The organism is Streptacidiphilus neutrinimicus (assembly GCF_000787815.1).
Classification (GTDB): domain Bacteria; phylum Actinomycetota; class Actinomycetes; order Streptomycetales; family Streptomycetaceae; genus Streptacidiphilus; species Streptacidiphilus neutrinimicus.
This window is the reverse complement of sequence record NZ_BBPO01000080.1, coordinates 1-21771: the sequence shown is the minus strand read 5'-3', so window position 1 is coordinate 21771 and position 21771 is coordinate 1. Positions and strand designations below refer to the sequence as shown.

Below are 21771 nucleotides of genomic sequence, written 5' to 3'. Positions count from 1 at the left end.
CGCCCGCCGCCTGGCCGAGCGCGACGCCGCCTCGCCGCGGCGGCGCGGCCACGTCGCCCCGCCGCCGCGGGTGACCGTGGCGCCCGGCGGCAGCGCGTCCGCGACGGTGCTGGAGGTCCGCGCACACGACGCCCCGGGCCTGCTGCACCGCATCGGCCGCGCGCTGGAGGGCACCGGCGTGCGCGTCCATCGGGCCCGCATCTCTACGCTGGGCGCGGACGCCGTCGACGCCTTCTACCTCACCGACGCGGTCGGTCAGCCGCTCTCGGACACGGCGGCGGCGGAGTTGGCGCGCTCGGTGGAGCGGGCGCTGCTGGCCTGAGGCCCCGGCGCGTGCGCCGGCTTCCGGAAGCCCACCCGCTGGGCCGGCACGCCGGCCCAGACCTCGTTCGGGCCGGTGGACCGCGTCAGCACGGCGTTCGCGCCGACGACGGTGCCCCGGCCCACGGTCAGCACGCCCTCCTTGCAGATCACCCGCGCCCCCGCGCACAGCACGACGCCGTCCCGCTCCATCCGGCTGAGCTGCTGCGGCACCCACGGGTCGGCCCGGCCGACGGTGACGTTGTTGTAGAGCACGACGTCCGCCCCCAGCGTCGTGCGCGGATGCAGGACCAGCCCGAAACCCCGGTGGAAGACGAGCAGCCCGGGCCCGATCTCGGCCTCGGCCGGCACCTCGACCCCGTACAGCGCGAGCACCTCCTGCACGACGCGTTTCAGCAGCGGACGACGACGGGCGTAGATCAGCCTGGCGACCAGCGACATACGCCCATGCTGGTGACCTTCCCGCGGCCCCGGTGGGAGGCACGCGCGCGGTCCCCTCGTAAGGGTGGCTTGCGGGTGCGTTCCCAGGACCCGCGGGCGGCCAGATACCCTGGAAGGCGAATCTGTATCAGCCCCCGAGTCACGAGGACCCGCGACCGACGTGTTCGACACCCTTTCCGACCGCCTCGCAGCGACGTTCAAGAACCTCCGGGGCAAGGGCCGCCTCTCCGAGGCGGACATCGACGCCACCGCCCGTGAGATCCGCATCGCCCTGCTGGAGGCGGACGTCGCCCTCCCCGCGGTGCGCGCCTTCATCTCCCGGATCAAGGAGCGTGCGACCGGCGCCGAGGTCTCGGCCGCGCTGAACCCGGCCCAGCAGGTCATCAAGATCGTCAACGAGGAGCTCATCAGCATCCTCGGTGGCGAGACCCGCCGCCTGCGCTACGCCAAGACCGGCCCGACCGTCATCATGCTGGCGGGTCTCCAGGGCGCCGGTAAGACCACCCTGGCCGGAAAGCTGGCCAAGTGGCTCAAGGACCAGAAGCACACCCCGCTGCTGGTCGCCTGTGACCTCCAGCGCCCGAACGCGGTCACCCAGCTCGGCGTCATGGCCGAGCGCGCCGGTGTCGCGATCTTCGCCCCCGAGCCCGGCAACGGCGTCGGCGACCCGGTCAAGGTCGCCAGGGACTCGATCGACTACGCCAAGAACAAGCAGTACGACGTCGTCATCGTCGACACCGCCGGTCGTCTCGGCATCGACGCCGAGCTGATGCAGCAGGCCGCGGACATCCGCGCCGCGATCAACCCGGACGAGGTCCTCTTCGTCGTCGACGCCATGATCGGTCAGGACGCGGTCACCACGGCGCAGGCGTTCCTCGAGGGTGTCGACTTCACCGGTGTCGTGCTGTCCAAGCTCGACGGCGACGCCCGCGGTGGTGCGGCCCTGTCGGTGGCGCATGTCACCGGCCGCCAGATCATGTTCGCCTCCAACGGCGAGAAGCTCGAGGACTTCGACGCGTTCCACCCGGACCGGATGGCCTCGCGCATCCTGGGCATGGGTGACGTCCTCTCCCTGATCGAGCAGGCCGAGAAGACCTTCTCCCAGGAGGAGGCCGCCAAGGTCCACGCCAAGCTCGCCAGCAAGGGCGGCAAGGAGTTCGGCCTCGGCGACTTCCTGGCCCAGCTGGAGCAGGTCTCCAAGATGGGCTCGATCACCAAGCTGCTCGGCATGCTCCCCGGCATGGCGCAGATGCGGGACCAGATCAACAACATCGACGACAAGGACGTCGCCCGCGTCGGCGCGATCATCAAGTCGATGACCCAGGCCGAGCGCGACGACCCGAAGATGATCAACGGCTCGCGGCGCGCCCGTATCGCCAAGGGTTCCGGCGTCCACGTCTCCGAGGTCTCCAGCCTGATCGAGCGCTTCTTCGAGGCGCGCAAGATGATGTCCGCGATGGCCGGCGGCAAGGGCATCCCCGGGATGCCGGGCATGCCGGGCATGGGCGGCGGCGCCTCGCGCAAGCCCAAGCAGCAGAAGGCGGCCAAGGGCCGCCGCCAGAGCGGCAACCCGCTCAAGCGCCAGCAGGAGGCGCAGCAGGCGGCGCAGAAGAAGACCGACGGCGCTCCGCAGCAGGGCGGCGCGTTCGGGCTCGGCCCGGGCCAGGGCCCGTCGGACTTCGAGCTCCCCAAGGAGTTCAAGGACCTGCTGTAGGCAGTCGCACGGCTCAGGGGCGCGGGGAACGCGGTTCCCCGCGCCCCCCGCATGACTAGGGTGGCCGCATGCGTGTAGAGATCCGTTTCCCCCAACTCTCCGACGCCGCCGCGTACTACGAGGCCGTCACCCGCTCGGCGGAGCACATCGGGCGGTGGAATCCCGTCGAGCCGGACGCGTTGCCGGACATGGTGCGGCGTCAGGGGGACTCGCTGCGCTCGTTCCTGATCTTCGACATCGAGGACGGCGGGCTCGTCGGCACCTGCAACGTGTCGAACATCGTGCGCGGCCGGTTCCAGAACGCGTCGCTGGGATACAACTCCTACCTGCCCTACAACGGCACCGGCCGGATGACCGAGGGCATGCGACTGGTCGTCGACGCCTGCTTCCGTCCGCAGACGGCGGGCGGGCTGGGACTGCACCGGCTGGAGATCAACGTGCAGCCGGAGAACGGGCCGTCCGCCGCGATGGCCAAGCGGCTGGGCTTCCGCCTGGAGGGCTTCTCGCCGCGCATGCTGTTCCTGCAGAACGCCTGGCGGGACCACGAGCGGTACGCGCTGACCATGGAGGAGTGGCCCGGCCCGGGCGCTGGCAGCATGTCCTGAGTGTCCGTATTGTCACATCTGTGACCAGCCCTGTGCCGCCTCGCGAGGACCCTGACAAGCTGTGGCGTTCGGAGGGCGCGCCGCCCCCGCCCCAGCTGCCGCGGAAGACCCCGCGGGGCAACTGGGTCAGCATGATCCTCACGGCCCTGGTCGTCTTCCTCCTCGTCGACCTGCTGCTCAACCTCTTCGGCAGCGGGAACAAGCTCAACGTCCCGTACACCGAGTTCACCAAGCAACTGAACGCCGGTCAGGTCTCCGAGATCTACGCCAAGGGCGACTCGATCGAGGGCAAGCTCAAGAGCGCGCAGCCGGACCCGAACAACAGCAAGCAGACCTACGAGAACTTCACCACCACCCGTCCCACTTTCGCAGGCGACAACCTGTGGGGCGAACTGACGTCGCAGAACGTCAAGGTCGACGCCGAGCCGGTGGTCAAGGAACGCAGCTTTCTCGCCAACCTGCTGATCTCCTTGGCGCCGATGCTGCTGCTGATCCTGGTCTGGGTCCTGCTGGCCCGCCGGATGGCCGCAGGCGGCGGCATGGGCGGGCTGGCCCGCAAGGCGGCGCCGAAGCCGGTCGAGCTGGCGCCCGGCGCCAAGCGCACCACCTTCGACGACGTGGCCGGCATCGACGAGGTCAAGGCCGAGCTCACCGAGGTCGTCGACTTCCTGCGGCGGCCCGAGGCGTACCGCAGGCTCGGCGCGAAGATGCCGCGCGGCGTGCTGCTGGCGGGGCCTCCCGGCACCGGCAAGACGCTGCTGGCCCGCGCGGTCGCGGGGGAGGCGAACGTGCCCTTCTTCTCCGCCTCGGCCTCCGAGTTCATCGAGATGATCGTCGGTGTGGGCGCGTCCCGGGTGCGGGAGCTGTTCGCGGAGGCGCGCAAGGTCGCGCCCGCGATCGTCTTCATCGACGAGATCGACACCATCGGCCGCGCCCGCGGCGGCGGCAACTCCGCGGGTGGCCACGACGAGCGGGAACAGACGCTCAACCAGATCCTCACCGAGATGGACGGCTTCTCCGGCTCCGAGGGCGTCGTCGTCCTCGCCGCCACCAACCGCTCCGACGTGCTGGACCCGGCGCTGCTGCGGCCCGGCCGCTTCGACCGCACCGTCGTGGTCAGCCCGCCGGACCGCACCGGGCGCGAGGCGATCCTGAAGATCCACACCCGGGACAAGCCGCTCGCCGGCGACGTCGACCTGGAACAGGTGGCGAAGACCACCCCGGGAATGACCGGCGCGGAACTGGCCAACCTGGCCAACGAGGCCGCGCTGCTCGCGGTCAAGCGCAAGGACGACGAGGTCGCGGCGCGCGACTTCTCCGAGGCGCTGGAGAAGGTCCAGCTGGGCGCCGTCCGCGCACTGGTCATGCCCGACGCGGACCGGCTGCGCACGGCGTACCACGAGTCGGGCCACGCGCTCCTCGGCATGCTGCAGCCCGGTGCGGACCCGGTCCGCAAGATCACCATCGTGCCGCGCGGCCGGGCGCTCGGCGTCACGCTCTCCACACCGGAGGCGGACCGGTACTCCTACACCGAGGAGTACCTGCGCGGCCGCATCATCGGCGCGCTCGGCGGCATGGCCGCGGAGCACGTCGTCTACGGCATGATCACCACCGGCGCGGAGAGCGATCTGGAGCAGGTCACCAACCTCGCCCGCGGCATGGCCGGCCGCTGGGGCATGAGCGAACGCGTCGGCCGGCTCACCGCGATCCCGAACGAGTCCCAGGGGGCCTACGGTCTGGCCGCCGCGCCCAGCACCCTCGACGCGGTGGACGAGGAGGCCCGGCGGATCGTCTCGGAGTGCTACGACGAGGCCTGCCGCAAGCTCGTCGCCCACCGCCCCCAGTTGGACGCGCTGGCGCACGCCCTGATGGAGCACGAGACCCTGGACGAGGAGGACGCCTACCGCATCGCGGGTGTGACCGGCACGGCCGACGGCGACTGAGCCCCGGTGCCTACCTGAGCCGCTCCGCCAGGACGTAGCGGAAGACGTTCTCCATCCGGACCGACCCGTCCTCCCGGGTCCACGGGAAGAGGGCCTCCAGCAGTTCCTTCTCCACCTGGCGCTCGCCCGCGAACTCCGTCGCCACGTCGAAGACGCCCGTCGAGACCAGCCCGCGCAGCGCGCTGTCGAGGTCGGGGTAGGCGTACGGGCAGCGCACGCGGCCGCCGCCGGCCGGGCGCAGGCCCGCGTCGGCGATCAGGGAGTCCAGCGCGCCGGGCGCGGCCAGCGCGAACGCGTCGTAGCCGCCGTGGCGGCGGGCGACGTCCAGGACAGACGCGCTCTCGCAGCGCTCCTCGGGGCCCCAGACCGCGAGCGCGACGTGACCGCCGCGCGCCGTGAGCCGGGCGGCGTCGTGGACCAGGGCGCGCGGATCCGCCGCGCAGGACAGGTGCTCGAACGCGGTGACCAGGGTGTGCGTCGCCGGCCGTCCGGAGGACAGCTCGCGGTAGACGTCGGTGAGGACCCGCAGCGAACGGTCCTGGGCGATCTCGCGCAGCTCCGCCTCCGGCTCGAGCCCCACGACCTCCGCGCCGCGTCCCGCGGCCAGCAGCAGTGCCAGCCCGCTACGGCAGCCCAGGCCCAGGACCGAGGTGGCGGGACCGACGTCCAGACGGGAGTAGACCGCCTCGAAGAGCGGCACCAGCATCCGCTCCTGGATCTCCGCCCAGTCCCGCGCCCGCTGCCGAGCCGTGGTCCGGGCCGTATGCGCAGAGACCATAGGACGGCTCCTCATCTCGGGCTCACCTCGTGCGGCCGGGCGTCTGCCTCCAATCAAGCGCGGGAACCGTCCGCCGTCCAGAGCCCGAACGGCCCCCCTTGGCGCGCGTCACGGGAGGGAACAGATTGGAGCCGGAGCCTTCCCGGGCCGTACCATTCGCCCCATGGCAAAGGCTCCCATTCTCACCCCCCAGGCGGAGGACTTCCCGCGCTGGTACCAGGATCTGATCAACAAGGCCGAGCTGGCCGACAACGGTCCGGTGCGCGGCACCATGGTCATCCGACCGTACGCCTACGGGCTGTGGGAGCGGATGCAGTCGGAGATGGACGCGCGGATCAAGAAGACGGGCACGCAGAACGCGTACTTCCCGCTCTTCATCCCGCAGTCCTACCTGACCAAGGAGGCCGAGCACGTCGAGGGCTTCGCGCCCGAGCTGGCCGTGGTCACCCACGGCGGCGGCAAGGAGCTCGAGGAGCCGGTCGTCGTCCGGCCGACCTCCGAGACGATCATCAACGAGTACTTCTCGAAGTGGGTCCAGAGCCACCGCGATCTGCCCCTGCTGATCAACCAGTGGGCGAACGTCGTGCGCTGGGAGCTGCGTCCGCGCCTGTTCCTGCGCACCACCGAGTTCCTCTGGCAGGAGGGGCACACCGCCCACGCCACCTTCGAGGACGCCCGTGACTTCGCCGCGCTGATCCACAAGGACGTCTACGGCGACTTCATGCGCAACATCCTGGCCATCGACACCATTCCGGGCCGCAAGACGGCCAAGGAGCGGTTCGCGGGCGCCATCAACACCCTCACCCACGAGGCGATGATGGGCGACGGCAAGGCGCTGCAGATGTGCACCAGCCACGAGCTGGGCCAGAACTTCGCCAAGGCCTTCAACACCACCTACCTCAAGGGCGAGGGCGAGCGCGAGTTCGTCTGGCAGACCTCCTGGGGCTCCACGACCCGCATGGTCGGCGCGCTGATCATGTCGCACGGCGACGACAGCGGTCTGCGGGTCCCGCCGCGCCTCGCCGCCGTCCAGGCGGTCGTGCTGGCGATCAAGGGCGACGAGGCCGTGCTGGCCAAGGTCCGCGAGATCGGCGCCCGGCTGGAGGCCGCCGGCGTCCGCGTGGTCGTCGACGACAAGACCGACACCCCGTTCGGCCGCCGCGCGGTGGACTGGGAGCTCAAGGGCGTCCCGGTCCGCATCGAGGTCGGCCCGCGCGACCTGGAGAACGGCACGGCCATGCTGGTCCGCCGGATCGCGGGCGGCAAGGAGCCGGTCAACGCCGACGCCCTGGCCACCCTCGTGCCGACGATCCTCGAGGAGGACCAGGAGCTGCTGCTGCAGCAGACGCGCGAGCGCCGCCTGGCCCGCACGGTGGACGTCAAGACGCTCGACGAGGCCGTCGAGGCCGCCGCCACCGGCTTCGGCCGGATCTCCTGGGCGGAGCTCGGCCCGGAGGGCGAGGCCAAGCTGGGCGAGCAGGGTGTCACCGTCCGCTGCATCGTCGCCGAGGACGGCTCGGTGCCGGCCACCGACGACCAGCCGGGCAACATCGCGGTCGTGGCCCGCTCGTACTGACCCACCTCGACCCTACTGACCCACCTCGACGCGGCTCCGCCGATCGTCGTAGCCGGGCCGGTCCGGCGCTCTCCTTCGCGAGTGCCCGGACCGGCCCGTTTCGTCTGGTCAACTTGCTTTCCCAGAACGGAAGATGGCGAATCCCTGAGCATTCGGCCTCAGGTTGCCGACTGATGTGGCCCAGGTCACGGAAAAATAAAGCCTTCAACAATTCCCGATTCTGCGGAACATCCCGGGAACCTTCCTCGTTTGCGTTGCGTGAGCACGACACAACCTCTTGTTCTCGCCGCTGAGCTGGCCATCGCCTGGGGCGACATCCAGCGCTTCCACTCCGACCTGCCGAATCTTGCGGCTCCGGAGTCGCTGATCGGGGAGTCATCCTCGGCCTGCGGCACCGAGCTCGGTTTCGAGCGGCTGTTGCACGAGGCCGCACACGGCCTCGCCGCCGCGCGCGGCATCCGGGACACCTCCCGGGCCGGGCGCTACCACAACCGGCGCTTCCTGGCCCTCGCCGACGAACTCGGCCTGGACCACAACGCCGACCCTCATCCAAGCTCCGGGTTCTCTCTGGTCACCATGCGACCGGAGACCCGCGAGCGCTATGCGGAAACGATTGATCGCCTGCAGCGCGCGCTCGGCGACCATGCCGCCGCGACCAGCGGCGTGGTCGACCGGTCGCGTACCTTCCGCGGTCCCGCGACACGGCACGGCTCCTCCGGGGGCGGCGTCCGCGTCAAGGCGGTGTGCGGCTGCGGGCGCAACGTCCGGGTGGTTCCTTCCGTGCTGTCCCAGGCGCCGATCGTCTGCGGCAACTGCGGGGAGACCTTCCAGATCGCCGAGCCGCGCGCTCGCCGCTAGGCCTCACCGGCGGTAGGTCGCACCACCCGGCACCGTGGAACACGGGCCGCGGTGTGCCGGGGGTGCGGGACGCAGGGGCGCGAGCGCGCTCGTGCGGTGGAGTCGGCCCTGCCGACATGCGGCGATGCCGCATGCCCGCAGGGCCCCCGCCGGTGCCGTGCCGCGTGCCCCTGCCCCGCCGTGGTAAGGCGGCCTGCGCCGATATGGCAGAATGGACAGCTGAGTACTCGGCAGCCGAGCAGGACCCCTCTCTCCTCCGGCTGACGTGTCCGTCGAGCAGCCAGCAGCCGCAACCCCACGTGGAATGCGCGGCTGCTCAACCACGTCAAAACCAGGAGAAACCACTCCCGTGGCAGTCAAGATCAAGCTGAAGCGTCTCGGCAAGATTCGCTCCCCGCACTACCGCATCGTCGTCGCCGACTCGCGCACCAAGCGTGACGGTCGTGCGATCGAGGAGATCGGCATCTACCAGCCGACCTACGACCCCTCGATCATCGAGGTCGACAGCGACCGTGCGCAGTACTGGCTGGGTGTCGGCGCGCAGCCGACCGAGGCCGTGCTCGCCATCCTGAAGCTCACCGGTGACTGGCAGAAGTTCAAGGGTCTCGAGGCCCCGGCGCCGCTGAAGGTCGCCGAGCCGAAGACCACCGACTTCTCGCACCTCTTCGCCAAGGCCGTCGCCGGCTTCGAGGACTCGACCACCGGTGTCGCCATCACCCCGAAGGCGAAGAAGACGGAGAAGAAGGACGAGGCCGCTGCCGAGTCCGACGCTTCCGCCGAGGCCTGAGCATGCTGGAGGAAGCCCTCGAGCATCTGGTGAAGGGCATCGTCGAGAACCCGGACGACGTCCAGGTCCGCTCGCGTGAGCTCCGCCGGGGCCGGGTCCTCGAGGTGCGTGTGCACCCGGAGGACCTGGGCAAGGTCATCGGCCGCGGTGGGCGCACCGCGCGTGCGCTGCGCACCGTGGTCACCGCCCTGGGCGGTCGCAGTGTCCGCGTCGACCTGGTCGACGTGGACAGCGCCCGCTGACGGGCTGCCAAGAGGCACCTCTGCGGACCGGCTGGGATCCTTGATCCCAGCCGGTCCTCTTTTTGTCGTGTAGCGAGCGTTGTGCAGTACGTGAGGAGAAGCGGAACAGTGCAGCTGATCGTCGGCCGGATCGGCCGCGCCCACGGGATCAAGGGCGACGTCACCGTGGAGGTGCGCACCGACGAGCCCGAGCTGCGGCTCGGCCCCGGCGCGGTGCTGATGACCGACCCGAGCTCCGCCGGTCCGCTGACCGTCGCCTCCGGCAAGGTCCACAGCGGCCGGCTGCTGCTGCGCTTCGAGGGCGTGAACGACCGCAACGGCGCCGAGGCGCTGCGCGGCACGCTGCTGATCGCCGAGATCGACCCCGAGGACAGTCCGGAGGACCCGGACGAGTACTACGACCACCAGCTGGTCGGCCTCGACGTGGTGCTGACCGACGGCACCGTCGTCGGCGAGCTCACCGAGGTGCTGCACCTGCCCTACCAGGATCTGCTGACCGTGCTGCGCCCGGACGGCACCGAGGTGCTGGTGCCGTTCGTCAGCGAGATCGTCCCGGAGATCGACCTGGAGGCGCAGCGTGCCGTGATCACCCCGCCGCCGGGCCTGATCGACGCGGCCGAGGCCGTCGTCGCCTCCTCCCGGGACGAGTCCGGCGAGACCGCCGAGTCGGCTGAGTCTGCCGACGCCGCTGAGCCTGCCGACGCCGCCGAGTCCGGCGAGGACGAGAAGAACGGCGGGGCCGACGCCTGATGCGCATCGACGTCGTCACGATCTTCCCCGAGTACCTCGCGCCGCTCGATCTCTCCCTCGTCGGCAAGGCCCGCGCCCGCGGGCAGCTGGACGTGCGCCTGCACGAGCTGCGGGAGTTCACCCACGACATCCACCGCACCGTGGACGACACCCCCTACGGCGGCGGTCCCGGCATGGTGATGAAGCCCGAGCCGTGGTCCGAGGCCCTGGACGCGGTCGTCGCCTCCGGGCCCGGCGAGGGCGCGGTCCCCACGCTGGTCGTCCCGACGCCCAGCGGACGGCCGTTCACCCAGGAGCTGGCCCAGCAGTTGGCCGCCGAGCCATGGCTCGCCTTCGCGCCCGCGCGGTACGAGGGCATCGACCGCCGGGTCATCGAGGACGCCGCCGACCGGATGCCGGTCGTCGAGGTCTCCATCGGCGACTACGTGCTCGCCGGCGGCGAGGTCGCGGTGCTGGTCATCGTCGAGGCCGTGGCCCGGCTGCTGCCCGGCGTGCTGGGCAACGCCGAGTCCCACCAGGACGACTCCTTCGCGCCCGGGCGGATGGCCGACCTGCTGGAGGGCCCCGTCTACACCAAGCCGGCCGAGTGGCGTGGCCGTGAGGTGCCCGAGGTGCTGCTCAGCGGCCACCACGGCAAGATCGCCCGCTGGCGCCGCGACCAGGCCTTCGCCCGCACCCTCGCCCATCGGCCCGACCTGGTCGCGCGCTGGCGGCGCGAGGAGATGGACAAGCACGACCTCAAGGCGCTGGCCGGTCTCGGCGTCCGGTGGGACGAGCCGAGCGGCCGATTTCTTCGGAACCGGGACGACGTGGCAGAATGACCCCTTGCTGCCTGTCTCCGGCCGCTGCGGTGCTTGAGCCGCACACAGGACCGCCGCCTCTGCCTCAGGGGGGACGACGGGAACCGGTGGACACACAGCACCCCATCTGCAGACGAATTTCCGCGGGCGGCCTGTGGCGCTCGTGATGGAGAGATCATGGCCAACCTGATCAGCGAGATCGACTCCGCGTCGGTCCGTACGGACGTTCCGAGCTTCCGCGCCGGTGACACCGTGAACGTCCACGTTCGCGTCATCGAGGGCAACCGCTCCCGCATCCAGCAGTTCAAGGGTGTCGTCATCCGCCGCCAGGGCGCGGGCGTCCGCGAGACCTTCACGGTCCGCAAGGTCTCCTTCAACGTCGGCGTCGAGCGCACCTTCCCGGTGCACACCCCGATCGTCGAGAAGATCGAGGTCGTGACCCGCGGTTCGGTCCGTCGCGCCAAGCTGTACTACCTGCGCGACCTGCGCGGCAAGGCCGCGAAGATCAAGGAGAAGCGCGAGAGCTGAGCTCCCGCGTCGGGTTCCGGCCCAAAGAGCAGAGCGTTCCTTTGCGGCACAGCCTGATGGCTTAGGCTGCTCCCGCCATGGAAACGCAGCAGCTTCCCGAGGACCGCGACAGCGCTCCGTCCCCCGTCGACGACGAGGGGACCGAGGCGCCGTCGCGGTCCTTCGGCGTTCCGCGCGTCTCCGGGTTCGTCCGGTCCAGGGGCTTCCGGGAACTCGTCGGGCTGATCGCCCTCTGCCTGCTCGTACTGGTGCTGCTGAACCGTTTCGTCGTGCAGCCGTTCACGATCCCCTCGGGCTCCATGGAGGACGCGCTCTCGGTCGGCGACCGGGTGCTCGTCAACAAGCTTTCCTACGACTTCGGCGGCGCACCGCAGCGCGGCGACGTCGTCGTGTTCGACGGGCGCGGCTCCTTCGTCGACACCGGGACCACGGACAGCGACACCTCAGGGGACGACTTCGTCAAGCGCGTCATCGGGGTGGGCGGCGACACGGTGAAGTGCTGCGACGCCCACGGCCGGATCACCGTCGACGGCGTCGAGCTCGACGAGAGCTCCTACCTCTACCCGGGCGCGGCTCCGTCCTCCTTCCCGTTCGACGTGCAGGTGCCCGCCGGCGAGCTGTTCGTGCTCGGCGACAACCGGGCGGTCTCCGCCGACTCGCGCGCACACCTCGGCGACCCGGGCGGCGGCTTCGTGCCGGTCAGCCGGGTCATCGGGCGTGCGGAATGGGTGATCGCCCCCCTCGGCCACGGGCGTTCGCTCGACCGCCCGCAGGTCTTCGCCGCGTTGGACCGCGCGATCGCGAGCGCGGGAGGCGGGGCCCGTGGGCACCAGGGGTAAACCGCGGGCCGCGTCCGGAGCGTCTGCCTCCGGAGCCTCCGCGTCCGGGGCCTCCGCGTCCGGGGCCTCCGTGCGCGACGAGGACGCCTTCTCCGTCGACGGGTCCCGGGCCGGGCGCGGTCGCGCGGAGCGGCGCCGCAGCGCCCGGCGGGCCAAGCGCCGCCGGCGGCGCTCGCTGGTCCGCGAGGTGCCGCTGGTCATCGGCGTCGCGCTGGTGATCACGCTGCTGCTGCAGACCTTCCTGGTCCAGGTCTTCTCGATCCCCTCCGGGTCGATGCAGAACACCATCGCGATCGGCGACCGCGTGGCCGTCGACAAGCTCTCGCCGTGGTTCGGCTGGACCCCGCAGCGCGGCGACGTCGTCGTCTTCAACGACCCGAGCGACTGGCTGAAGAACGACCCCGTGCCCACCTCGGGGCCGGTGGTCGGGGCGCTCAAGAACACCTTCACCTTCCTCGGGCTGCTGCCCTCGGACCGCGACCTGATCAAGCGGGTCATCGGCGTACCGGGCGACACCGTCGTGTGCTGCGGCTCGGACGGGAAGATCGTCGTCAACGGCCACGAGATCGACGAGCCGTACCTCTTCGCCGGCAACCCGCCCTCGCGGATCCCCTTCAAGGTGCTGGTGCCGCCGGGGGAGTTGTGGGTGATGGGTGACCATCGCGACATCTCCGCCGACTCCCGGTACCACATGAACGAGCCCGGGGGCGGCTTCGTACCGGAGAAAGACGTGGTCGGGCGGGCCGTCGCGATCGTGTGGCCGGTCTCCCGCTGGCAGACCCTGCCCGACGGCCAGCAAAGTGTTCGTCAAGTTTCCTCGGCCGGACCGCTCTCCCCGGTTCCTACGGAACTCCCGATCGTTATGGGTGTGGTCGCGGCTGCGCCCGGGGTGAGGCGGGCACGTCGCGCCCGCCGCGCGCGAGGCGTCGTGGGTGTCCGGTGGCAGCGCGGGCGGGGCTGGTGGTAGTGAGTTCGTGGACGGGCGCCGTTCACGAGTCAGCTGAGGAGGCGACGTGGGGGACTTGGTGATCGGTGCCCGTGATGGTGTCGGCGAGCCCGAGGACTCCAGCCGCCGTACCGTAGGGTCCGTGGACGACAAGGCACGCGGGGAAGCCGCCGAGGGAAAGAGCGAGGCTGCGAAGAATATGGGTGACCAGGCGGGGAGTTCGACGCCGAACCTCTCCGAGGACGATGACTTCCTCGGCAGCGCCGGGCGCGGCGCTGGCGGCGGGGGCGGGGTCGACGACCCCGACGACGTCGACGACCGGGGCGGTCGCGCCGGCCGGGCCGGCTCCGACAAGAAGGCCGCCAAGAAGCAGCGCTCCTTCTGGAGGGAGCTGCCGATCCTCATCGTCGTCGCGCTCGCGCTCGCGCTGCTGATCAAGACCTTCCTCGTGCAGGCCTTCTCGATCCCCTCCGGTTCGATGGAGAACACGCTCCAGGTCGGCGACCGCGTGCTGGTGGACAAGCTGACGCCGAACTTCGGCTCCAAGCCCTCGCGCGGCGAGGTCGTGGTCTTCCACGACCCGAGCGACTGGCTCGCCGGAGAGCCGGGCGAGCAGCCGAGCAGCAACACCGTCGTCCGCGGCTTCCAGGACGTGATGTCCTGGATCGGCCTGATGCCCTCGGTCAACGAGAAGGACCTGATCAAGCGCGTCATCGCGGTCGGCGGCGACACCATCAGCTGCACCGGCACCGGGCCGGTCTACGTCAACGGCAAGCCGCTGAACGAGCCTTACCTCTACCCGGGCAGCACCCCCTGCGGCGACAAGAACATCCCCACCTTCAAGGTCCCCGCGAACTCGATCTACGTGATGGGCGACCACCGCCAGGACTCGCTCGACTCCCGCTACCACGCGGACGAGCCCGGCGGCGGCTCGGTGCCGGACAGCAAGGTCATCGGCCGTGCGATCGTCGTGGCCTGGCCGCTCTCCCACTGGAAGACGCTGCCGATCCCGGACACCTTCTCCCAGCCGGGCATCAACAACCAGGCGCTGGCCCTCGCGGCGGGCTCCCCGGGCGTGGTCGGCCTGGTCGGCGCCGTCCCGATCACCTGGCTGAACCGACGCCGCAAGCTGCGCCAGAGGTAGCCGCCGGGGCGAGCCCGGTCGTCCGGCTCTTTCCCTCCAGGCCTTGCGGGGGCCGTGGTACTGCCGAGTAATCTGCTCGGACGCGCCACGGCCCCCTGTCGTGCGCGCCTCTGGACGGCGGCGGAGAGCGGGAGCGGCACGGGATGGCGGGACGGAAGCCCACAGCGGGCGCGGTGATCCAGGCTCTCGGCATCGGGATCGGCCTGGTGGCCATGATCGGCGGCTTCGCGCTGATCGCCTTCCAGTACCGCCCTTACGCGGTGCCGACCGGCTCGATGGAGCCGACGGTCATGGCAGGGCAGACGGTGCTGGCCGAGAAGGTCTCCGGCGACGCCATCGGCCGCGGCGACGTCGTCGTCTTCAAGGACGCCCAGTGGGGCAACACGGCCATGGTCAAGCGCGTGATCGGCATCGGCGGCGACCACGTGAAGTGCTGCGACGCCCAGGGCCGGGTCACCGTCAACGGCACCCCGCTCGCGGAGACCTACCTCGACCAGAACCCGACCGTCGGCCGGGCCGGCCCCGCCGACCAGCAGTTCTCCGCGGTGGTCCCGGCCGGACGGCTCTGGCTGATGGGCGACAACCGCGCCATTTCCGAGGACTCCCGGGTCCACATCGACCAGCTCGACGGTACCGTCCCGGTCTCGTCCGTGGTCGGCCGGGTCGAGGGCGTGGTCTTCCCGGTCGGCTCCGTCCACACCGTCGACCGCACCACCGTCTTCGACTCGCTGCCCGGCGGCCACGCCGCGACCGACCACGGACCGCTGGGCCTGGCCGCCTACGCGGCGGTCGGCGGCGGCGCGCTGGTGTTGATCACCGCGGGGGCGGGTACCGTCGCTGGCATAGTGAACCGTCGGCGCACGCGCGGGGCCTGAACCCCGCGGAGCGGGCGGCGGTTCGTCGGCGGTTCGTCGGTGGTTCGTCGGTGGTTCGACGGTGGTTCGACGGTACGGGACAGGGAAGGCGGCGGATGGGACCCAAGCGGCGCAGGGCTGCGCGCGTGCTGCTGCTCGATCCGCAGGACCGGATCCTGTTGCTGCACGGCTTCGACCCGCGGGAGCGGGGCCGCCAGTGGTGGTTCACCCCGGGCGGCGGCGTCGAGGACGGCGAGGAGCTCGCCGACGCGGCCTACCGCGAGATCGCCGAGGAGACCGGCATCCGTGACGCCCGCCTCGGCGCGCTGCTCGCCACCCGGGCGACCGAGTTCGAGTTCGATGGCCGAATGTACGCCCAGGACGAGTGGTACTACCTGGCCCGGACGGACACCGTGGAGACCGACGCCTCGGGTCAGACCGAGCTGGAGCTGCGCAGCACGGACGAGCTGCGCTGGTGGACCCTGGACGAGCTGAACGCCACCCGCGAGACGATCTATCCGAACGCACTGGCGAAGCTCCTCGGCCAGGTCCTGCGGGAAGGCCCGCCGGCCCGCCCGGTCAGGCTCTCCGGGCCGCGCCTGTGGTCCACAATGGTTGGACGTACGCACAGCTGAGGGGAACGTAGGGATGAGTGCCGAGGATCTCGAGAAGTACGAGACCGAGATGGAGCTCAAGCTCTACCGGGAGTACCGGGACGTCGTCGGGCTGTTCAAGTACGTCATCGAGACCGAGCGCCGCTTCTACCTGACCAACGACTACGAGCTCAAGGTCCACTCGCTCCAGGGCGAGGTGTTCTTCGAGGTCACGATGGCGGACGCGTGGGTCTGGGACATGTACCGCCCGGCGCGCTTCGTGCGCCAGGTCAGGGTGCTCACCTTCAAGGACGTGAACGTGGAGGAGCTCGCCAAGAGCGATCTCGAGCTCCCGCAGGACGACGCGGGCTTCGGCGGGGGGCACTGACGGCTCACTGACGGCTCCTGGGCGGCTTGGAGGGTCGCCTGCGCGTCCCCCGCGCGGGTGAGCGGGTTTTCCACACCCCGGGGTTGTCCACAGGTGTGCTGACGGCGTTGGAATCGCGCTCCGCACAGCGGAAGGCTGCTGCGCGGAGGTGATCCCCGATGACCGCACGTACCCAGGCGCTCGGAGCCTACGGAGAGCGCGCCGCCGTTCGGCACCTGGAGTCGGCCGGGCTGCGCGTCCTGGACCGGAACTGGCGCTGCCGCGCCGGCGAGCTGGACATCGTCGCGCTCGATCCGCAGCCCGACGGCCCCGTGCTGGCCGTCTGCGAGGTGAAGACCCGCACCGAGAACGGCCCGCAGAGCCCGGCCGAGGCGATCGACGAGGCCAAAGCGGGCAGGCTGGCCGATCTCGCCGAGCGCTGGCTCGCGGAGCGCTGGTCGGGGCCGCCGCCCCCGGGCGGCGTCCGGATCGATCTGATCGGCGTCGTCCACGGCCGTCGGGGCCCGGCCAGGGTCACGCACCTGCGCGGGGCGGTGGCCTGAGATGGCCTTCGCCCGCACCGGGTCCGTCGCGCTCCTCGGCGTGGACGGCGTCGTGGTCGAGGTCCAGGCGGACATCGAGCCGGGCCTGGCCGCGTTCACGATCGTCGGGCTGCCCGACAAGGCGATCAACGAGTCCCGGGACCGCGTGCGCGCGGCGGTGGTGAACAGCGGCGAGAAGTGGCCGCTGCGCAAGCTCACCGTCGGCCTCTCGCCCGCCTCCGTGCCGAAGTCCGGCTCAGGCTTCGACCTGGCCATCGCCTGCGCCGTCCTCGCGGCGTGCGAGCGGCTCAAGCCGGAGTCGATCGAGCGGTTGCTGCTCGTCGGCGAGCTCGGCCTGGACGGCCGGGCACGACCCGTCCGGGGGGTCCTCCCGGCCGTGCTGGCCGCCGCCGACGCGGGCTACGCCAAGGTCGCCGTCCCCCAGGCCACCGCGGCCGAGGCCGCGCTGGTGCCGGGCGTCGAGGTGCTCGCGGTCCGCTCGCTGCGCCAGCTGATCGCGCTGCTGTGCGGGGAGCCTGAGCCGGAGGAGCCACCGGAGCAGCTCTTCGGCAGCGGGCCCGATCCCGCCCTCGCCGGGCTCGCGCTGCCCGGGCTCGGCGTCCGGCGGAAGGACGCGTCCGGGTCCGCCTCTGCGGACGGCGGCTGGCGCAAGGACCTCGCCGACGTCGCGGGCCAGTGCGAGGCCCGCCACGCCCTGGAGCTCGCGGCCGCGGGCGGCCACCACCTGTTCCTGAAGGGCCCGCCGGGCGCGGGCAAGACGATGCTGGCCGAGCGCCTGCCCGGCGTCCTGCCGCCGCTCGGGCAGCAGGAGGCGCTGGAGGTCACCGCCATCCACTCCATCGCGGGTCTCCTCCCACCGGGCCGCCCGCTGGTCCAGCACGCGCCGTACTGCGCGCCGCACCACAGCACGACGATGCCCGCCATCGTCGGCGGCGGCAGCGGCCTGCCCCGGCCCGGCGTGGCCTCGCTCGCCCACCGGGGCGTGCTCTTCCTCGACGAGGCGCCGGAGTTCAGCGTCCGCGTGCTCGACGCGCTGCGGCAGCCGCTGGAGGCCGGCGAGGTGCTCATCGCCCGCTCGGCGGGCTCGCTGCGGCTGCCCGCCCGCTTCCTGCTGCTGCTCGCCGCCAACCCCTGCCCGTGCGGGCGCTGGTCGCGGCACGGCGATTCCTGCGAGTGCACGCCCACCATGGTGACGCGCTATCAAGCCCGGCTGAGCGGGCCGCTGCTGGACCGCGTCGACCTCCGCGTCGAGGTCGACGCCGTGAGCCGTACGGCGCTGCTGCGGCAGCGGGAGGCGCCCGCCGAGTCCAGCGCGGCCGTCGCCGCCCGCGTCCTCGCAGCGCGCGAGCGTGCCGCGGCGAGGTACGCGGAGGCCCCGTGGCGTCTCAACGGCGAGGTCCCCGGGCACGAGCTGCGCACCCGCTACCCCCTCGGCCCCGAGGCGCTGCGCGACGCGGAACGCGAGATGGAACGCGGCTTCCTCACCGCCCGCGGCCTCGACCGCGTCCTCCGCGTCGCCTGGACGGCTGCCGACCTCGCGGGCTCCGCCCGCCCCGGCCGGGACCACGTCCGCACCGCCCTCGCCCTCCGCGGCAACGCCTTCCGCTCCGCCTCACCCCCCGACCCATGCTTCTGACGCTCGCCCCACCCCACCGACCGGTCCCGTGCCCGCGCCCCGTCCAGAAGCGCCGCGTCGGCACGGGACCGCCCACCACCCGGCCCGGACCGGCCCAGGTCCCGGTCCCGCCCCACCACCCGGCACGGGAGCCGACCCGCAGCCGCGGGCGGCCGCACTGCGCGGGTTCTCTGCCCGGGCCCAGCCTGCGGCAGGCGGTCCGCCCCCCTGCGCCGTGCCGACCGCTTGGGCGGCCCTGCGGGCGACGGCCCCGGGCGCGGGTCCGGCGGCGCGCAGAGCGGCGTGCCGTTCATGCGCTGCCCAGCCCCGTGGCCGTGGCCGCCGCCGCGGCCCGGGCCCCCGGAACCGCACCGTCGCTGCCGGGCCGGACCGCCGCCCAAGACAGACCGGACCGCGGCGTGGTGCGGTGTGCGGTCCCTCCCTCCGGAATCCCATCCACCCCCTCCCCTGGAGCCGTCATGAACGCATCTGAACCCGAGCCTTCCGGCGCACCCGACGCGGGGCTGCTGGCTGAGGGGGAGCGGGCGGTGTGGGCCGCGCTGGGGCGGGTCGTCGAGCCGGGGGACGAGCGGGTCGGGGAGCTGATCGACGAGCGGGGCCCCGAGGAGGCGCTCGCGCGCCTCACGCGCGCGCTGCCCGCGGGCGTCGAGGTGCCGGACGGGGCGCGCGAGATCGCGCGCGGCGCGCTGATCGGGGCGCGGCTGATCTGCCGGGGCGAGGTCGGCTGGCCGACCCAGCTGGACGACCTCGGCCCGGCCCGGCCCGTCGCGCTGTGGGCGCGCGGCAGCGCCTCGCTCCGCGTGCTGGCCGTCCGGTCGGTCGCCGTCGTCGGCGCGCGGGCCTGCACGGGCTACGGGCAGCGCCTCGCCGCCGACCTGTCCGCGAGCCTGACCGAACGCGGCTGGACGGTGTTCTCCGGCGCCGCCTACGGCATCGACGCCGCCGCCCACCGCGGCGCGCTCGTCGTCGGCGGCCCGACGGTGGGCATCCTCGGCTGCGGCGTGGACCAGGTCTACCCGCGCGCCAACGAGCAACTGCTGCGTCGCATCGCCGAGCACGGCCTGTTGCTCAGTGAACTCCCGCTCGGCGCCCACCCGAACCGGCCGCGGTTCCTGCAGCGCAACCGCGTCATCGCCGCGCTCACCCGAGGCACCGTCGTGGTCGAGGCGGCGCGCCGCAGCGGTTCGCTCAACACCGCCCGCTGGGCGGCCGATCTGTGTCGGCAGGTGATGGCCATGCCCGGCCCGGCCACCAGTTCGCTCTCCGCCGGCACGCACGAGCTGATCCGCCGCGGCGCGGTGCTCGTCGCCGACGCGGGTGAAGTCGTCGAACAGGTCGGCGAGATCGGAACGGATCTCGTCGCCACGGCGGAGGGGCGTGAACGACTCCGCGACGCGCTGGCTCCCGAGACTCTGCGCGTGCTCGAATCACTGCCCGCGTCGGCGCGCGGCGGGAGCGTGGAATCCCTGGTCCAACGCTCCCTGCTGGGCCCGGACGTGGTGCTGCGGCGGCTCTACGAACTCCTGTCCCTCGGTCTGGTCGAACGACTCGGGGCGCACTGGAGGCTGAATCCAGCGTGCAAGGGCACTTCATAGCGCTCAGAAAGCACGCCGTCACGCTACGCTCACATCCGTTCCGTTGAATGGCCCAATGGATCGGTAGAACGGCTCAAGCGACGCATGCCCAGGTACGCCAGCTCCCCTGCGGGGGAACCCCGCAGCATCCCCGGACCCCGCAGTGCGCGGGTGCGTACGGTGGACGAGCTCTGGCGCGCCTACAAGGACTCGGGCGACCCCCGGCTGCGGGAGCAGCTGATCCTGCACTACTCGCCACTGGTGAAGTACGTGGCGGGGCGCGTCAGCGTGGGCCTGCCGGCCAACGTGGAGCAGGCGGACTTCGTCTCGTCCGGCATCTTCGGCCTGATCGACGCCATCGAGAAGTTCGACCCCGAGCGGGCGATCAAGTTCGAGACCTACGCGATCAGCCGGATCCGCGGCGCGATCATCGACGAGCTGCGCGCGCTCGACTGGATCCCTCGGTCAATCCGCCAGAAGGCGCGCGCCGTGGAGCGCGCCTACGCCACCCTCGAGGTCAACCTGCGCCGCACGCCGGGCGACTCGGAGGTCGCGGCCGAGATGGGCATCCAGATCGAGGAGCTCCACGGCATCTTCAGCCAGCTCTCGCTGGCGAACGTCGTCGCCCTCGACGAACTGCTGCACGCCTCCGGAGAGAGCGGCGAGGCCCGCGGCAGCCTGGTCGACACCCTGGTCGACACCACGGCGGACGACCCGGAGGAGGTCGCCGAGAACCGCGAGGTCCGACGGCTCCTGGCCCGCGCCATCAACACCCTCCCCGACCGGGAGAAGACGGTGGTGAGCCTGTACTACTACGAGGGCTTCACCCTCGCGGAGATCGGCAACGTGCTCGGCGTCACCGAGAGCCGGATCAGCCAGATCCACACCAAGGCGGTGCTGCAGTTGCGGGCGAAGCTCTCCGACGCACGCTGAGCCGAGCCCTTCCACCGGCGCCGGAGGCGCGCAGTAGTCTGGGGCCCGTGCCGAGAATCCGAGCTGCCTCCGTCGCCGAGCACCGCAGGCTCCAGCACGACGCGCTGCTCGACGCCGCCCGTGAGCTCCTCGCTCAGGGCGGGATGGAGGCGCTGACCTTCCCGGGCCTCGCCGCGCGGACCGGCCTGGCCCGCTCCTCGGTCTATGAGTACTTCAAGTCCCGCGCCGCCGTCGTCGAGGCGCTGTGCGCCGTCGATCTGCCGGCCTGGGCCGCGGAGGTCGCCGCGGCGGTGCGCACCGTGGAGACGCCCGTCGCGCGCGTCGAGGCGTACGTCCGGGCGCAGCTCGCGCTCGTCGGCGACGCCCGCCACCGGGCCCTGGCCACGCTGTCCGCCCTGGAGCTGGACGAGGGCGCGCGGGAGCGCATCCGCGCCGCGCACGGACTGCTGGTGGGGCCGCTGGTCGACGCGCTCACCGACCTCGGACACCCGCGGCCCGCGCTCGCGGCGCAACTGCTCCAGGGCACCGTCGAGGCCGCCGCGAAGCGGCTGGCCCTGTGCGAGGCGGCCGACGAGAAGCCGGAGGCCGTCGTCGACGCGGCCGTCGCCCTGGTGCTGGACGGGGTCAGCGGGAGCAGCCGCGCCTGACCCGGCGCGACCAGGGCCAAGGGGTCGAGGTAGTGCCGGCCGCGCAGCAGCCCCCAGTGCAGGCAGCTGACCGCGCAGTGGCCTCCCCGGGCCGCGAGGCTCCCGAGGACCGCCCCCGCTCCGACCGCTTCGCCGACGGCGACCTTCGCCTCCACCGGCTCGAAGGTGGTCCGCAGCGGCGGGGCCCCCGTCCCGGTCAGCTCCACCGAGACCACCGGCTTCCCCGCGATGACGCCCACGTACGAGACGACCCCGGCCCGCACCGAGCGGATCGGCGCCCCGACCGCCGCCGCGAGGTCGACGCCGCGGTGCCCGGCCGCCCACCGCACCGG

At 72.0% G+C, this 21771-nt stretch carries 24 protein-coding genes and 1 pseudogene; 22 read left to right on the top strand and 3 right to left on the bottom strand.

Going from position 1 to position 21771, the window contains the following annotated elements:
* The coding region (locus tag TR48_RS32560; protein ID WP_042373991.1) for an ACT domain-containing protein at nucleotides 1-322 on the top strand (322 nt) is incomplete at its 5' end.
* Here the strand turns inward: TR48_RS32560 and TR48_RS32555 are convergent.
* Complete coding sequence (locus tag TR48_RS32555) at nucleotides 256-762, bottom strand: hypothetical protein (protein WP_052443241.1); 507 nt, start codon at nucleotides 760-762, stop codon at nucleotides 256-258. The genes TR48_RS32560 and TR48_RS32555 overlap by 67 nt on opposite strands.
* A gap of 160 nt (nucleotides 763-922) precedes the next feature.
* Between TR48_RS32555 and ffh the strand changes: the two genes are divergently transcribed.
* The 3 genes from ffh to ftsH all read left to right on the top strand — a co-directional run bounded on the left by ffh (nucleotide 923) and on the right by ftsH (nucleotide 5024).
* Nucleotides 923-2476, top strand: a complete 1554-nt coding sequence (gene ffh, locus TR48_RS32550; RefSeq protein ID WP_042373990.1) for a signal recognition particle protein — start codon at nucleotides 923-925, stop codon at nucleotides 2474-2476.
* Nucleotides 2477-2544: 68 nt separating this feature from the next.
* Entirely contained in the window at nucleotides 2545-3081 is a 537-nt protein-coding gene (locus TR48_RS32545) for a GNAT family N-acetyltransferase (protein WP_042373989.1), read from the top strand.
* A 20-nt stretch (nucleotides 3082-3101) separates the two neighbouring features.
* On the top strand, nucleotides 3102-5024 hold the full coding sequence (gene ftsH / locus TR48_RS32540; protein WP_042373988.1) for an ATP-dependent zinc metalloprotease FtsH: 1923 nt from the start codon (nucleotides 3102-3104) through the stop codon (nucleotides 5022-5024).
* 10 nt (nucleotides 5025-5034) lie between these two features.
* Here the strand turns inward: ftsH and TR48_RS32535 are convergent, their stop codons facing one another.
* Complete coding sequence (locus tag TR48_RS32535) at nucleotides 5035-5802, bottom strand: class I SAM-dependent methyltransferase (RefSeq protein WP_052443240.1); 768 nt, start codon at nucleotides 5800-5802, stop codon at nucleotides 5035-5037.
* Nucleotides 5803-5965: 163 nt separating this feature from the next.
* On the opposite strand from TR48_RS32535, the gene proS reads away from it, so the two are divergent.
* From proS to TR48_RS32445, 18 genes are all read left to right on the top strand, one after another.
* Entirely contained in the window at nucleotides 5966-7378 is a 1413-nt protein-coding gene (proS, locus tag TR48_RS32530) for a proline--tRNA ligase (RefSeq protein WP_042373985.1), read from the top strand.
* A 258-nt stretch (nucleotides 7379-7636) separates the two neighbouring features.
* Entirely contained in the window at nucleotides 7637-8236 is a 600-nt protein-coding gene (locus TR48_RS32525; protein ID WP_042373983.1) for a hypothetical protein, read from the top strand.
* A gap of 349 nt (nucleotides 8237-8585) precedes the next feature.
* Nucleotides 8586-9023: a 30S ribosomal protein S16 gene (gene rpsP / locus TR48_RS32520; RefSeq protein ID WP_042373981.1), complete on the top strand. Its 438-nt coding sequence runs from the start codon at nucleotides 8586-8588 to the stop codon at nucleotides 9021-9023.
* Nucleotides 9024-9025: 2 nt separating this feature from the next.
* Entirely contained in the window at nucleotides 9026-9265 is a 240-nt protein-coding gene (locus TR48_RS32515; RefSeq protein ID WP_042373980.1) for an RNA-binding protein, read from the top strand.
* Between the two features lie 108 nt (nucleotides 9266-9373).
* The gene (gene rimM, locus TR48_RS32510) at nucleotides 9374-10015 is read left to right on the top strand and encodes a ribosome maturation factor RimM (protein ID WP_042373979.1); all 642 of its coding nucleotides are present in this window, start codon (nucleotides 9374-9376) and stop codon (nucleotides 10013-10015) included.
* Complete coding sequence (gene trmD, locus TR48_RS32505) at nucleotides 10015-10836, top strand: tRNA (guanosine(37)-N1)-methyltransferase TrmD (protein ID WP_042373977.1); 822 nt, start codon at nucleotides 10015-10017, stop codon at nucleotides 10834-10836. The genes rimM and trmD overlap by 1 nt, the downstream gene beginning before the upstream one ends.
* Nucleotides 10837-10992: 156 nt before the next feature.
* The gene (gene rplS, locus TR48_RS32500) at nucleotides 10993-11343 is read left to right on the top strand and encodes a 50S ribosomal protein L19 (protein WP_042373976.1); all 351 of its coding nucleotides are present in this window, start codon (nucleotides 10993-10995) and stop codon (nucleotides 11341-11343) included.
* 77 nt (nucleotides 11344-11420) lie between these two features.
* Nucleotides 11421-12182 (top strand): signal peptidase I, encoded by a 762-nt coding sequence (lepB, locus tag TR48_RS32495; protein ID WP_042373975.1) that lies wholly within the window; start codon nucleotides 11421-11423, stop codon nucleotides 12180-12182.
* Between the two features lie 70 nt (nucleotides 12183-12252).
* Nucleotides 12253-13149, top strand: a complete 897-nt coding sequence (gene lepB / locus TR48_RS32490; RefSeq protein ID WP_042373974.1) for a signal peptidase I — start codon at nucleotides 12253-12255, stop codon at nucleotides 13147-13149.
* Nucleotides 13150-13195: 46 nt separating this feature from the next.
* Entirely contained in the window at nucleotides 13196-14272 is a 1077-nt protein-coding gene (lepB, locus tag TR48_RS32485) for a signal peptidase I (protein WP_042373973.1), read from the top strand.
* A 143-nt stretch (nucleotides 14273-14415) separates the two neighbouring features.
* Nucleotides 14416-15147 carry a signal peptidase I gene (gene lepB / locus TR48_RS32480; RefSeq protein ID WP_042373972.1) on the top strand — a complete coding sequence of 244 codons (732 nt, stop codon included), beginning with the start codon at nucleotides 14416-14418 and terminating at the stop codon, nucleotides 15145-15147.
* Nucleotides 15148-15242: 95 nt separating this feature from the next.
* On the top strand, nucleotides 15243-15761 hold the full coding sequence (locus TR48_RS32475) for an NUDIX hydrolase (protein WP_042373971.1): 519 nt from the start codon (nucleotides 15243-15245) through the stop codon (nucleotides 15759-15761).
* 13 nt (nucleotides 15762-15774) lie between these two features.
* Entirely contained in the window at nucleotides 15775-16107 is a 333-nt protein-coding gene (locus TR48_RS32470) for a DUF2469 domain-containing protein (protein ID WP_042373970.1), read from the top strand.
* Between the two features lie 158 nt (nucleotides 16108-16265).
* A complete protein-coding gene (locus tag TR48_RS32465) occupies nucleotides 16266-16649 on the top strand; it encodes a YraN family protein (RefSeq protein WP_042373969.1) in 384 nt (127 codons plus the stop codon).
* 1 nt (nucleotide 16650) lies between these two features.
* Nucleotides 16651-18285: a YifB family Mg chelatase-like AAA ATPase gene (locus TR48_RS32460; RefSeq protein ID WP_042373968.1), complete on the top strand. Its 1635-nt coding sequence runs from the start codon at nucleotides 16651-16653 to the stop codon at nucleotides 18283-18285.
* Between the two features lie 458 nt (nucleotides 18286-18743).
* Nucleotides 18744-19880: a DNA-processing protein DprA gene (gene dprA / locus TR48_RS32455; protein ID WP_042374000.1), complete on the top strand. Its 1137-nt coding sequence runs from the start codon at nucleotides 18744-18746 to the stop codon at nucleotides 19878-19880.
* 84 nt (nucleotides 19881-19964) lie between these two features.
* Nucleotides 19965-20792, top strand: coding sequence for an RNA polymerase sigma factor WhiG (gene whiG, locus TR48_RS32450; protein WP_042373967.1), 828 nt, complete (start codon nucleotides 19965-19967; stop codon nucleotides 20790-20792).
* Between the two features lie 47 nt (nucleotides 20793-20839).
* Nucleotides 20840-21439 (top strand): TetR/AcrR family transcriptional regulator, encoded by a 600-nt coding sequence (locus tag TR48_RS32445; protein ID WP_084729940.1) that lies wholly within the window; start codon nucleotides 20840-20842, stop codon nucleotides 21437-21439.
* A gap of 32 nt (nucleotides 21440-21471) precedes the next feature.
* On the opposite strand, the pseudogene TR48_RS46890 reads toward TR48_RS32445, so the two are convergent.
* Nucleotides 21472-21768, bottom strand: a pseudogene (locus TR48_RS46890) (peptidoglycan DD-metalloendopeptidase family protein); the annotation flags it as partial.
* Between the last annotated feature and the right edge of the window lie 3 nt (nucleotides 21769-21771).

Excerpts from the sequence above, each read along its gene's own strand:
- TR48_RS32555 (WP_052443241.1), bottom strand. The coding sequence starts at position 762 with ATGTCGCTGGTCGCCAGGCTGATCTACGCCCGTCGTCGTCCGCTGCTG.
- TR48_RS32545 (WP_042373989.1), top strand. The coding sequence starts at position 2,545 with ATGCGTGTAGAGATCCGTTTCCCCCAACTCTCCGACGCCGCCGCGTAC.
- TR48_RS32535 (WP_052443240.1), bottom strand. The coding sequence starts at position 5,802 with ATGGTCTCTGCGCATACGGCCCGGACCACGGCTCGGCAGCGGGCGCGG.
- proS (WP_042373985.1), top strand. The coding sequence starts at position 5,966 with ATGGCAAAGGCTCCCATTCTCACCCCCCAGGCGGAGGACTTCCCGCGC.
- TR48_RS32515 (WP_042373980.1), top strand. The coding sequence starts at position 9,026 with ATGCTGGAGGAAGCCCTCGAGCATCTGGTGAAGGGCATCGTCGAGAAC.
- trmD (WP_042373977.1), top strand. The coding sequence starts at position 10,015 with ATGCGCATCGACGTCGTCACGATCTTCCCCGAGTACCTCGCGCCGCTC.
- rplS (WP_042373976.1), top strand. The coding sequence starts at position 10,993 with ATGGCCAACCTGATCAGCGAGATCGACTCCGCGTCGGTCCGTACGGAC.
- lepB (WP_042373975.1), top strand. The coding sequence starts at position 11,421 with ATGGAAACGCAGCAGCTTCCCGAGGACCGCGACAGCGCTCCGTCCCCC.
- lepB (WP_042373972.1), top strand. The coding sequence starts at position 14,416 with ATGGCGGGACGGAAGCCCACAGCGGGCGCGGTGATCCAGGCTCTCGGC.
- TR48_RS32475 (WP_042373971.1), top strand. The coding sequence starts at position 15,243 with ATGGGACCCAAGCGGCGCAGGGCTGCGCGCGTGCTGCTGCTCGATCCG.
- TR48_RS32470 (WP_042373970.1), top strand. The coding sequence starts at position 15,775 with ATGAGTGCCGAGGATCTCGAGAAGTACGAGACCGAGATGGAGCTCAAG.
- TR48_RS32465 (WP_042373969.1), top strand. The coding sequence starts at position 16,266 with ATGACCGCACGTACCCAGGCGCTCGGAGCCTACGGAGAGCGCGCCGCC.
- TR48_RS32460 (WP_042373968.1), top strand. The coding sequence starts at position 16,651 with ATGGCCTTCGCCCGCACCGGGTCCGTCGCGCTCCTCGGCGTGGACGGC.
- dprA (WP_042374000.1), top strand. The coding sequence starts at position 18,744 with ATGAACGCATCTGAACCCGAGCCTTCCGGCGCACCCGACGCGGGGCTG.
- whiG (WP_042373967.1), top strand. The coding sequence starts at position 19,965 with ATGCCCAGGTACGCCAGCTCCCCTGCGGGGGAACCCCGCAGCATCCCC.